At 40.1% G+C, this 12,787-nt stretch carries 11 protein-coding genes; all 11 read left to right on the forward strand.

The genetic code is table 11. The features are described from left to right. The first annotated feature begins 108 nt into the window (after nt 1-108). The 11 genes from tpiA to ccpA all read left to right on the forward strand — a co-directional run bounded on the left by tpiA (nt 109) and on the right by ccpA (nt 12,726). A complete protein-coding gene (gene tpiA, locus BFM96_RS05690; RefSeq protein ID WP_068991480.1) occupies nt 109-867 on the forward strand; it encodes a triose-phosphate isomerase in 759 nt (252 codons plus the stop codon). Nucleotides 868-1,026: 159 nt separating this feature from the next. Further along, nucleotides 1,027-3,846, forward strand: a complete 2,820-nt coding sequence (locus BFM96_RS05695) for a GBS Bsp-like repeat-containing protein (RefSeq protein ID WP_068991482.1) — start codon at nt 1,027-1,029, stop codon at nt 3,844-3,846. A 680-nt stretch (nt 3,847-4,526) separates the two neighbouring features. After that, complete coding sequence (asnA, locus tag BFM96_RS05700; protein WP_068991486.1) at nt 4,527-5,519, forward strand: aspartate--ammonia ligase; 993 nt, start codon at nt 4,527-4,529, stop codon at nt 5,517-5,519. A 267-nt stretch (nt 5,520-5,786) separates the two neighbouring features. Next, complete coding sequence (rsmD, locus tag BFM96_RS05705; protein ID WP_068991489.1) at nt 5,787-6,326, forward strand: 16S rRNA (guanine(966)-N(2))-methyltransferase RsmD; 540 nt, start codon at nt 5,787-5,789, stop codon at nt 6,324-6,326. Beyond that, the gene (gene coaD / locus BFM96_RS05710) at nt 6,316-6,810 is read left to right on the forward strand and encodes a pantetheine-phosphate adenylyltransferase (protein ID WP_068991490.1); all 495 of its coding nucleotides are present in this window, start codon (nt 6,316-6,318) and stop codon (nt 6,808-6,810) included. The genes rsmD and coaD overlap by 11 nt, the downstream gene beginning before the upstream one ends. Beyond that, the gene (locus BFM96_RS05715; RefSeq protein WP_068991494.1) at nt 6,788-7,831 is read left to right on the forward strand and encodes a SepM family pheromone-processing serine protease; all 1,044 of its coding nucleotides are present in this window, start codon (nt 6,788-6,790) and stop codon (nt 7,829-7,831) included. The genes coaD and BFM96_RS05715 overlap by 23 nt, the downstream gene beginning before the upstream one ends. A gap of 312 nt (nt 7,832-8,143) precedes the next feature. Next, nucleotides 8,144-8,674 (forward strand): YutD family protein, encoded by a 531-nt coding sequence (locus tag BFM96_RS05720; RefSeq protein WP_068991496.1) that lies wholly within the window; start codon nt 8,144-8,146, stop codon nt 8,672-8,674. A 9-nt stretch (nt 8,675-8,683) separates the two neighbouring features. Continuing rightward, nucleotides 8,684-9,766, forward strand: a complete 1,083-nt coding sequence (rlmN, locus tag BFM96_RS05725; RefSeq protein ID WP_068991499.1) for a 23S rRNA (adenine(2503)-C(2))-methyltransferase RlmN — start codon at nt 8,684-8,686, stop codon at nt 9,764-9,766. Between the two features lie 31 nt (nt 9,767-9,797). Further along, nucleotides 9,798-10,274, forward strand: a complete 477-nt coding sequence (locus BFM96_RS05730) for a VanZ family protein (protein ID WP_373283972.1) — start codon at nt 9,798-9,800, stop codon at nt 10,272-10,274. Nucleotides 10,275-10,426: 152 nt separating this feature from the next. Next, nucleotides 10,427-11,275: a DUF4300 family protein gene (locus BFM96_RS05735; protein ID WP_068991504.1), complete on the forward strand. Its 849-nt coding sequence runs from the start codon at nt 10,427-10,429 to the stop codon at nt 11,273-11,275. Nucleotides 11,276-11,721: 446 nt separating this feature from the next. After that, nucleotides 11,722-12,726 (forward strand): catabolite control protein A, encoded by a 1,005-nt coding sequence (ccpA, locus tag BFM96_RS05740; protein WP_068991506.1) that lies wholly within the window; start codon nt 11,722-11,724, stop codon nt 12,724-12,726. Nucleotides 12,727-12,787 lie beyond the last annotated feature (61 nt).

Below are 12,787 nucleotides of genomic sequence, written 5' to 3' on the forward strand. Positions count from 1 at the left end.
TTTTTTTAGAGAACGTTTTCATCTTGTGATTTATTCAACAAAAACTTTTCTTCTTCTCTAAAATATGGTAGAATAGGAGTGTAAAAATTTTTAGAAGAGGTATGTGAAATGTCACGGAAACCAATTATTGCAGGAAACTGGAAAATGAACAAAACAGCAGCAGAAGCGCGCGAGTTTGTGGAGGCAGTTAAATTAAACATTCCTTCAAATGAACTTGTGGATACTGTTATCGGTTCACCAGCTCTTTTCATCGAAGGCATGAAAAAAGGTGTTCGCAATACTGAATTGAAAGTAGCAGCACAAAACTGTTATTTTGAAGATTTTGGAGCTTTTACAGGAGAAAACAGCCCTGCGACACTTGCAGCACTTGAAGTGGATTATGTGATTATCGGTCACTCAGAACGCCGTGATTACTTCCATGAAACAGATGAAGACATCAACAAAAAAGCACATGCGATTTTCAAAAACGGCATGACCCCAATCATCTGTTGTGGCGAGTCTCTTGAGACTTATGAAGCTGGTAAAGCTGAAGAGTTTGTTGGTGCACAAGTATCTGCAGCTCTGAAAGATTTGACAGCTGATCAAGTTGCTTCATTGGTGCTTGCCTATGAGCCAATCTGGGCAATCGGTACTGGTAAATCAGCAACTCAAGACGATGCTCAAAAAATGTGTAAAGCCGTTCGTGATGTCGTTGCAGCAGACTTTGGTCAAGAAGTAGCGGACAAAGTGCGTGTTCAATATGGTGGTTCTGTCAAACCAGAAAACATTGCAGAATATATGGCTTGTCCTGATGTGGACGGTGCACTTGTAGGTGGAGCTTCACTTGAAGCAGATAGCTTCCTTGCATTACTTGATTTTGTGAAATAGAAAATACAACGAACGAATTTTATATTTGTTCGTTTTTTTGTAAAATTTTACGAATAAAAATATAAATAATAGAAAAAAATTTAGAATTCTACGTTTAATTTTAGATTTTTTAAAGATTTATGGTAGAATATAGCTATAAATAAAAAAATGGAGAGCCTCATGAAAACCAAAGGAATGATTTATCTAGCAAGCACTGCTATTTTACTTGCAGCCAGTGGACAAGCATTAGCAGATGAAGTTGTGCCTAATGCCGCCTCGAGAGATCAAGTGATCGATTTAGGACCTGAAATTTCAAATCAGCCATCAAGTTCTAGAGCAGTAGTGGCAACAAATCCAACTGCGATTTCTGCGAATGTAACCAGAGTGACTCCTAAGTCAACGGTTACACCTGTCACAACAACTGTTGACAAAAGTTCGACTGTTGGGTCTGCTTCTGCAACAACTATTAATTCAGTTGCTCCCGCTGTGTCAAGACAAACTCAGCCAGTAGAAAGAGCCTCTACTTTTGTTGATGTAAGTAGTCATAATGATTATATTAGCAAAGATGACTATCAGGAACTGGGACGTCAAGGCGTTGGTGGAGTCGTTGTTAAGCTAACGGAAGGAACAACTTATAAAAATCCTTATGCAACATCACAAGTAAGAAATGCACAAGCTGCAGGTTTACAAGTATCAGTCTATGCTTTTTCTCATTATACGAACGAGACAGAAGCTCGTAGAGAGGCCCAATATTTTGCAAATCAAGCAAAAAGTTTAAATCTTCCTTTAAATACCGTTATGGTCAATGATATAGAAGATCCGAAAATGAGATCAAATATCAATGCTGCCACTCAAGCCTGGGCAAATGAGATGAGAAGACTTGGTTTTTCAAATCTTATGTATTATACGAGTGCAAGCTGGCTTGATCGTAATAATCTGGGGATAAAAGGCCCTGTTCAAACGTCTCGTTTTGGGATAGAAAACTTCTGGGTAGCACAATATCCACGACCTAAGTTGTCGGCAGAAGAGGCTAATAGAATGCGTTATCACAATAATGCTGGAGCTTGGCAATTTACTTCTCAGGCCCAATTATTAGCAGGCAAGCACGTATTTGATCAAAGCGTGGATTATACTGGTCGATTTACCTCTCGTTCATCTACATCAGTTCGACCTCTGAGTGGAAATATTTCTATTCAAAATCACACAGGTTCTGCTTTTGACATAGTTGTAACGAATGTTTCAGCTCCAGCAGGAGTTCGAGAAGTTAAGATTCCTGTATGGCCAGCGGGTAAGGGAGATTCCTTAGTATGGTATAGTGCGACGCCTCAAGGGAATGGTAGTTATAAAGTTCATGTAGATCCAAGTCGACATAACAATCATACAGGAAAATACTACATTGACTTGTATTATGTTCAACAAAATAATCAACGAATTTACGCAGGTGGAACGACAACAAACGTTCAAAAATCGACTCCAGCGACAACTCCGTCTGGTAAATTGGCAATTTCAGTTACAAACCAAAATACCCAAACAGGGCATTTTGATGTTGTTGTCACAAATGTATCCTCTGGAGTTCGAGAAGTTAAGATTCCTGTATGGCCAGCGGGTAAGGGAGATTCCTTAGTATGGTATAGTGCGACGCCTCAAGGGAATGGTAGTTATAAAGTTCATGTAGATCCAAGTCGACATAACAATCATACAGGAAAATACTACATTGACTTGTATTATGTTCAACAAAATAATCAACGAATTTACGCAGGTGGAACGATAACAAACGTTCAAAAATCGACTCCAGCGACAACTCCATCTGGTAAATTGGCAATTTCAGTTACAAACCAAAATACCCAAACAGGGCATTTTGATGTTGTTGTCACAAATGTATCCTCTGGAGTTCGAGAAGTTAAGATTCCTGTATGGCCAGCGGGTAAGGGAGATTCCTTAGTATGGTATAGTGCGACGCCTCAAGGGAATGGTAGTTATAAAGTTCATGTAGATCCAAGTCGACATAACAATCATACAGGAAAATACTACATTGACTTGTATTATGTTCAACAAAATAATCAACGAATTTACGCAGGTGGAACGACAACAAACGTTCAAAAATCGACTCCAGCGACAACTCCGTCTGGTAAATTGGCAATTTCAGTTACAAACCAAAATACTCAAACAGGGCATTTTGATGTTGTTGTCACAAATGTGTCCTCTGGAGTTCGAGAAGTTAAGATTCCTGTATGGCCAGCAGGTAAGGGAGATTCCTTAGTATGGTATAGTGCGACACCTCAAGGGAATGGTAGTTATAAAGTTCATGTAGATCCAAGTAGACATAACAATCATACAGGAAAATACTACATTGACTTGTATTATGTTCAACAAAATAATCAACGAATTTACGCAGGTGGAACGACAACAAATGTTCAAAACGATGGTAAATTAGTAGGGGTAGGCGGCACTAAAACAGCTGTGAGCTTGAACCAAGCACCGGCAAGTAAGCCCCAAAGAACAGCAACTTCAACAGATGCCAAATCACGGGTGATTGAGGCGGCAGCTTCTATGGTTGGAGTTCGCCATGGCAGTGCTCAACATCGAGCTTTAGTTGATGATTATAATAGTGTTAAACCATTGCCTGTTGGTTATTCAGTCAAGTATTCAGATGATTGGTGTGATGTTTTTGTAACAACAGTTTTCCAACGTCAAGGACTTAGTCATTTGATTGGTCGTGAATGTGGTGTGGAACGTCACATCCAAATCTTTAAGCGTTTGGGTATTTGGAATGAAGATGGCCGAATTACACCTAAAGCAGGTGACCTCATAACCTTTAACTGGGATCAAAACCATCAACAAAATGATGGATTTGCGGATCACATTGGAATTGTTGAAAAAGTGGAAAACGGCTTTATTCATACTATTGAAGGAAATAGTGGAGATGCTCAAGTTGTGGCACGTAGAACTTATCGCATTGGAGATGGAAATATCCGAGGCTTTGCTAGTCCACGCTATTAATTCAAACAAGTTATTTTGAATTTGCTTGTATAACATAACTTTTTATCAACCACAGTAGTTGAAGAAAAGCTAGATTTTAGGGAGGACCAGTCGGTTCTCTCTTTTATGTGATAATACTCATTTAATTTTAAAAATAGCCATAACGATATATAAAAATTTATTTTTTGCTATGAAATGAAATGGGCTAAGTAAGGCAAATAGGATGCTACTTCAGTAAATGAAATGAAGATAGAAAAAAGGGAACTTATTTCTAAATCATCTAAGAAATAGTAAAAATACTAACATTGATTTTTATTGAGTATAAGTAGAACTATTTAAGTTAACTACATATTGTATCTGCTTTATCTATTCTCTTACTGGAATTGATTTAAATCTAGCAAATCGTAGAAAAATTCAAAAAATTGTTTAAAAGTCCTTTTCTTTTGGATAAAGGAAGTGGTATAATAAGCCTATTATCAGTTGACAGTGAAGAAATTCAGTTTAATACTCGTCAAAAATCAACATCTGATGTCGTTAACTCACCTTGCTTGGGAGTGGGACACAAGCTTAGTTTTATCTGTCACCTTCCACAATTCTCAATTGTGGAACCTAGTCAGATTTTGATGTTTATAGAGTATAAAGTCGGATTTGCCCTTTATCAGTCAACTTATCTATTTCCGTATCTAGTGAGAGGAGCGTTTATGAAAAAAAGTTTTATTCATCAGCAACAAGAAATTTCCTTTGTAAAAAATACCTTTACCCAATATCTGATTGATAAATTGGAAATTGTAGAGGTGCAGGGACCTATCTTGAGCCGTGTTGGTGATGGGATGCAGGATAATTTATCAGGGGTGGAACATGCGGTATCGGTCCATGTCAAAGAAATTCCTGATGCTGAGTATGAAGTAGTGCATTCGCTAGCGAAATGGAAACGTCATACCTTGGCTCGTTTTGGGTTTAACGAGGGGGAAGGTCTCTTTGTCCATATGAAGGCTCTTCGACCGGATGAGGATTCCTTAGATGAGATTCATTCGATTTATGTGGACCAATGGGACTGGGAAAAGGTGATTCCAGATGGTAAGCGAAATCTGGCCTACCTCAAAGAAACAGTGGAAAAAATCTATAAGGCTATTCGTTTGACGGAGCTGGCTGTGGAAGCTCGCTTTGACATTGAGGCTGTTTTACCTAAGAAAATTACCTTTATCCATACCGAAGAATTGGTGGAAACCTATCCTGATTTAACGCCGAAAGAGCGCGAAAGAGCTGTGGCTAAGGAATATGGGGCTGTTTTTCTCATCGGAATTGGTGGAGAATTACCAGACGGAAAACCGCATGACGGACGAGCACCAGACTATGACGACTGGACAACCCCATCTGAAAATGGCTATAAGGGGTTAAACGGCGATATTCTTGTGTGGAATGAGGAGTTGCAGTCTGCTTTTGAACTTTCTTCCATGGGTATTCGTGTGGATGAAGAAGCTTTGAAGCGTCAGGTTGCCATCACGGGTGACCAAGATCGCTTGGATTATGAATGGCATAAAGCCTTGTTAAACGGACTTTTCCCGCTAAGCATTGGCGGAGGGATTGGTCAATCACGCCTTGCCATGTTCCTTTTACGTAAAAAACATATCGGCGAAGTTCAATCCAGCGTCTGGCCAACATCGGTCCGCGATCAATTTGAGAATATTTTATAAGGAGGCTGAGATAGAAGTGTCCATCCTCGCTTCTTTTATAGATTGAACAGTTTAACGCAGTAGTTATCGGGTTTGTAAAACGTTGATCAATCAACATTCTACAAACCGCGTCAACCTTGCGGGGGTGAGAGTAAACTAATCCAGTGAATTCGTTTAGCTCGAACCTAAAAATAAAGGAGTGAGGAAAATCGATTTCTTCGAAATCGCGATTGAGTCTCACTCCCTTTTACAAGACCAAATATCAAAAAATTTGCTATAATAGATGTTATGAGAATTGTTGCAGGTAGGTATGGGGGACGCCCCTTGAAAACACTAGAAGGAAAAACAACGCGCCCTACGACTGATAAGGTCAAGGGAGCTATGTTTAATATGATTGGTCCTTATTTCGATGGGGGACGGGTCCTGGATTTGTATGCTGGAAGTGGTAGTCTTGCGATTGAAGCTATTTCTCGTGGCATGGTAGAGGCTGTATTGGTCGAAAAAGATCGAAAAGCTCAGGCTATTATTCAGCAAAATGTAGCTATCACAAAGGAAGCAGAGAAATTTCACTTGTTAAAAATGGAAGCTGCACGAGCGTTGTCCCAACTTTCTGGGGTCTTTGATTTGGTCTTTTTAGACCCCCCGTATGCCAAGGAGCAAATCGAGACAGATCTAGCAGAGCTGGAGAGTCGCCAGTTATTGGCAGAAGATGTGTTGGTCGTTTGTGAAACGGATAAAGCGGTGGATTTGCCAGAAGAGCTAGCAGGCTTGCAAATCTGGAAACAGAAAATTTATGGAATTTCAAAGGTGACGGTTTATGCACGATAAGATTGGACTATTTACAGGCTCTTTTGATCCCATTACCAACGGTCATGTGGAGCTAATTGAGCGTGCTTGTCGATTATTTGATACCTTGTATGTCGGACTTTTTTATAATCAGGCTAAGTCTGCCCTCTTTTCCCTCGAAAAACGAGAGCGTATGCTTCGGCAGTCGTTGGCTCATTTGGACAATGTCCATGTCCTTGTTTCGCAGGATGAATTAGCGGTTGATGTGGCGAGAAGGCTAGAGGTGACCTGCTTTGTTAGAGGTCTGCGTAATGGGCAGGATTTGGAGTACGAGCAAGAATTGGCCTTTTTTAATCGAGAGTTGGCTCCAGATGTTGAGACCATGTTTTTACTACCGTCACCATTTGTTCGCCATTTATCGTCATCTCGTGTGCGGGAATTGCTTGCCTTTGGGCAGGATGTTTCAGCCTACGTTCCCATGAGTGTTGTAAAGGAGTTAGAATATGAACAAAAAGAAGAGCAATAAATGGCTCCTAGTGGGGCTTACTAGCTTTCTATGTCTAGTGTTAGCTTTTATTGTCCCTTTGCCTTATTATATTGAAGTTCCGGGTGGGTCAGAGGACATTCGAGAAGTCTTAAAGGTCGATGGGAAAGAAGATACGGCGGCAGGTTCCTACCATTTTGTAACGGTAGGAATTCAGCATGCGACCTTTGCTCATTTGGTCTATGCTTGGCTGACTCCCTTTACAGATATCCACACAGCCGAGGAAGTAACAGGTGGGTCTTCGGATAGCGAATTTTTAAGAATCAATCAATTTTATATGGAAACATCTCAAAATATGGCTACATACCAAGGATTAAAAATGGCTGGTAAAGAAATTGAGATGAAATATCTAGGGGTCTATGTCTTACAAGTGGCGAAAGATTCGACTTTTAAAGGAATTTTAAATATCGCAGATACTGTGACAGGAGTCAATGATAAGACCTTCCAAAGCTCAAAAGAGTTGATTGATTATGTAGGTTCTCAAAAAATTGGAGATAAAGTCAAGGTGACCTACGAAGAAGATGGACAGGTAAAATCAGCAGAAGGCAAGATTATCAAGTTAGAAAATGGGAAAAATGGCATTGGAATTAGCTTGATTGACCGAACGGAAGCGACAAGTGCCACGCCGATTGCCTTTTCAACAGAAGGAATTGGAGGTCCTAGTGCTGGACTGATGTTTAGTTTGGCAATCTATACGCAGTTGGCAGATCCAGACTTGCGAGATGGACGGATTATCGCAGGGACAGGGACGATTGATAAAGATGGCAAGGTCGGAGATATTGGCGGCATTGATAAAAAGGTCGTTGCAGCTGCCCAAAAAGGAGCGAGCGTTTTCTTTGCCCCAGACAATCCTGTCAGCGAGGAGGCAAAAAAAGCGGATCCACATGCCAAAAACAACTATGAAGTCGCGAAAGAAGCTGTGAAAACCATTAAAACAGACATGAAAATTGTACCTGTCAAGACGTTAAAAGACGCAATTGATTACTTAAAAAAGACTGAGTAAATTAGAGGATGAACGAAAAACGTTGCTAAAAAGAAATTAGTGTCATTAAAAAGATGATTTTTTGCATTCTCACGATTGTCTGCTTACCTATTTTCCAATGATTACGAAAACACGGCGGAAGGCTGTGTTTTTTCGTAGGCTTTTACCAATAATCTATAAGGAAAGGGATGCATTAGTATTTCTAGATTTTAGTATGGATTAAATCGTCTGACTTTTTTCAGAAAACTGGTTTTCTTTGGGAAATACTGCCGAAAGAAGGGTTTTTGTGATAAAATAGAAGAGTTAGTAGGAAAGAAATGATGAAGGAAAACTATGCGTAAAGAGATTGCACCAGAATTATACAATTACAATAAATTTCCAGGACCAGAATTTCGACAAGTTGGAACGAAAATTGTGGCTGAGCAGCTGGAATTTGAAATGGTTGAAAATCAGAAAAATGCCTTTGATGTGACAGCTTTCAATCAACGGTTTTCAGAAATTTTGACCAAATATGATTATCTAGTTGGAGATTGGGGAAATGAGCAGCTTAGGCTAAGAGGTTTTTACAAGGATGAGCGACAGGTGGACAATGCGGCGAAAATCAGTCGATTGGAGGATTACTTGCTCGAATATTGCAATTATGGCTGTGCTTATTTTGTATTGGAAAATCCAGAGCCTAAGAAAGCATCGTTTGATAAAAAGACACGAAAAAAACGAGATTCAGAGCCCAAACAACGATTTAAACAGAAAAAACGGCAGCCCAAAAAAGTTGAGATGTCAGAACCTAAGAAAAAAGCTAAAGAACGCCGTTTCGACCAAAAAGAACAAGCAAACAATCGTCATTTTGTCATTCGTTGGAAATAAGGAGAAGATATGAAACCATCAATTTATAGCCTGACTCGCCAAGGGTTACAGGAATGGGCAGAAGCACATGGGGAGAAGAAATTTCGTAGCAACCAAATCTGGGAATGGCTTTATCGCAAACGGGTTCAAACTTTTGCCGAAATGACGAACTTACCCAAGGAATTGATTGCGAGATTGGAAGAGGAGTTTGTGGTCAATCCTTTAAAACAACGTATCGTGCAGGAGTCTGCTGACGGCACGGTGAAATACCTATTTGAGTTGCCAGATGGAATGTTGATTGAGACGGTTCTGATGCGTCAGCATTACGGACTTTCAGTCTGTGTCACCACTCAGGTCGGCTGTAACATTGGCTGTACCTTCTGTGCAAGTGGCTTGATTAAAAAACAACGGGACTTGACCAATGGAGAAATCGTAGCCCAAATCATGTTGGTGCAACAGTATTTTGACGAGCGAGGACAAGACGAGCGTGTCAGCCATATCGTTGTCATGGGGATTGGCGAGCCGTTTGATAACTATGAAAATGTTCTAAACTTTGTTCGAACAGTCAACGATGACAAGGGATTGGCGATTGGAGCACGCCATATTACCGTATCGACCTCTGGTTTGGCTCATAAAATTCGAGATTTTGCCAATGAAGGGGTGCAGGTTAATTTAGCAGTTTCCCTTCATGCACCAAATAATGAACTACGTTCGAGTATTATGAAAATCAATCGGGCCTTTCCAATTGAGAAATTATTTGCAGCGATTGAGTACTATATTGAAACGACCAATCGTCGTGTGACCTTTGAGTACATCATGCTCAATGAGATCAATGATGGTGTCGAGCAGGCCTTGGAATTAGCAAATTTGCTAAAAAATATCAAAAAATTGTCTTATGTCAACTTAATTCCGTACAATCCAGTAACGGAACACGATCAGTACAGCCGTAGTCCGAAAGAACGGGTTTTAGCCTTTTATGATACCTTGAAAAAACATGGAGTGAATTGTGTTGTTCGTCAAGAACATGGAACGGATATTGATGCAGCTTGTGGTCAACTTCGTTCGAATACCATGAAGCGGGACCGACAAAAAGCTCTTGCAGCACAGGACTAGTATGCTAAAAAAGTATGTTAAGAATGGTGAAATGCTGCCACCAGCGAAGCGTTTCGTCAAAATCGCCCTTATAGGTTACGGTATATTGCTAGGACTCATGTGTTTTACACCCCAGATATCCGATGGAATTGAAACACCAGGGATTGAGCACTTTGGACGTGTAGTTGTCCTACTCACACCGTTTAATTCTTTTGTTCGTCTGGGAGAAATCACCAGCATTTGGCAATTCGGAAAGGTAGTTCTCCAAAATATCATGAATATCTTTCTGCTTTTTCCCTTGATTTTTCAACTGTTGTTACTTTTCCCCTCGCTAAGGAAGAAAAAACGGGTCCTTGTCCTTAGTTTTCTTATCAGTCTGGGTATTGAATTGACGCAGATTTTGTTAGATATCGCGTTTGATGCCAATCGAGTGTTTGAAATCGATGATCTGTGGACCAACACCTTAGGTGGTTATCTGGCCTATCAATTGTTCAAAAAAATGTTCACATATAAAAAACCTGTGTCTTAGGGGATAACTCAGTCTGCCCAAAGGATGCAGGGTTTTTTAGTCTGGTTTTTTCATTTCTCAAAAACAGATGAAAAGCAGATGAAGCATAGGGAAGTATGAGATGGATTTGATATGATAGGATAGATAAAAATCATAAAAGGAGGAATCCAGACATGAAAGGAAAACTAATTGCCTTAGTCAGCCTATGTGCCCTTGTCTTGGTTGGTTGCCATGCAGCCCCAAAGACGGAGATGAAAAAAGAAGCCACACCTAGCTATCGCTACCACAATCTTGTCAGCTCCAAACATACGGAAGAGCTTCAAAAAGATTTACAAGAACAAGGCGTTGCAAAGGAGAATTGGCAAGCTCTATCTGCCTTTATAGATAGTTATCATCAGGATAACAAATCTTATGAAAAGGAGGCTGAGGACTGGACAAGTATGGAGCTTGGGCAAGATGCAAATCAGTTTACGACGATGTTGGATGAAGCAGAGTATAAGGAAAAGGTTAGCCATTTTCCAAAAGATCTGAACTGTCGCCAAACAGCTTTTCTGCTCCTACGCTCCCTCTTGACCTATGATACAAGCAAGGTGAGCAATTTAGCAGAACATCCAGAGTTTCAGACCTTGAAGCAGTACCATCCTGAACTGACAGAGACAGACAGTCAGCTTTATAGTCTGTTGTTTCTTGACAATCCAGCCTACAAGTCGGCAAAGGATTTGATCAAGGCTTGGAAAGATGCAGGTGTGACCTTCTCTAACAAACTACGTCTGTTATCAGCAGTACAAAATGTAGAGGGATCTGTGATTAGCATGCATGTTGGCTTGCTGTATGAAAAAGATGGGAAGGTCTATTTCCTTGAAAAGATGGATCCCTCCCTTCCATACCGACTCAGCGAATTCCAATCTTGGAAAGATTTCCAGGAGCATATGCTGACAGGTCGTTTCCAATTCTTTAGAGATAAAATTGCGTTATTGGTTAATGATCAGGACTTGTCTGAGCTAGTAGACGTGAAGAAGTGAGTTGGAGGCTGGAACAAAAGGCCCTGCCTCTATATTACATTGTTTTATGGGTGTGTGCGACGCGCTCATCCTGGTTTGTCCCAGTCCCAACGGTGGTAAGAAGCTACAAATTGTATAGGAGAATATGAAATCTAATATGTTTTAGGATAATGATTGATTCAATACTGCTTTGAATATTCTCCCTTATGCCCTGTTTTTTGGTGGATATCAATTATGTATTTGAATATTCTTCTAATGATATTATAGTAGAATACAATTTATTTTATTAAATTTTTTCTATTCATATAGAATCCGACTTCATGTTAAAACTTGTGAAATGTTTTCGTTTTTGTTACTTTTTTTCTAAAAAACGATAAAATGCTTGAAAGTGTTTCCAATCCATGGTAAAATGGTCTTGGTAGGAATGTGAAAACGGTATTTTCATGAATAAAAAGAAAGGAAACAGAATGAATACAGACGATACAGTAACGATTTACGATGTCGCCCGTGAAGCAGGAGTTTCCATGGCAACGGTCAGCCGTGTTGTCAATGGAAATAAAAATGTGAAGGAAAACACGCGTAAGAAAGTCTTGGAAGTCATTGACCGTTTGGACTATCGTCCAAATGCAGTAGCACGAGGCTTGGCTAGTAAGAAAACGACAACGGTCGGCGTTGTAATTCCAAACATCATTAGTAGCTATTTCTCAACTCTTGCAAAAGGGATTGATGATATTGCTGAAATGTATAAGTATAATATTGTCCTTGCTAATAGCGATGAGGATGATGATAAGGAAGTTTCTGTGGTCAACACCCTCTTTTCAAAACAGGTGGATGGTATCATCTTTATGGGGTATCATTTAAGTGACAAGATTCGGTCTGAATTTTCCCGTTCACGCACGCCTGTTGTTCTTGCAGGGACAGTGGATATTGAGCACCAATTGCCAAGTGTCAATATTGACTATAAGCAAGCAACGATTGACGCCGTTAGTCTTTTAGCGAAGCGTAATGAAAAGATTGCCTTTGTGTCTGGTCCTTTGGTGGATGATATCAATGGCAAGATTCGTTTATCAGGCTATAAAGCAGCTCTGAAAAAGGAAAAATTATCGTATAGTGAAGGTTTGGTATTTGAGTCTAAATACAGCTATGATGATGGGTACCAGTTGGCGGAGCGCGTGATTGCCTCAAAAGCAACTGCAGCCTTTGTTACAGGTGATGAGCTCGCTGCAGGCTTGTTAAATGGATTGTCAGATCAAGGCGTGAAGGTTCCAGAAGACTTTGAAATCATTACGAGCGACGATACTCAAGTGGCACGTTTTACACGTCCAAATATGACTACGATTGGTCAGCCCTTGTATGATTTAGGGGCCATCAGTATGCGTATGCTGACTAAAATCATGCACAAGGAAGAGTTGGAAGAACGAGAAGTCCTCCTAGCTCACAGTATTGTGGAGCGTCAGTCTACAAAAAAATAAGAAAATCAGGGTCTTGAGAGGAAATCTCAGCCCTTTCTTTTATTTTTCCTGTATTTTCGGT

This window comes from Streptococcus himalayensis (assembly GCF_001708305.1).
Taxonomy (GTDB): Bacteria; Bacillota; Bacilli; order Lactobacillales; family Streptococcaceae; genus Streptococcus; species Streptococcus himalayensis.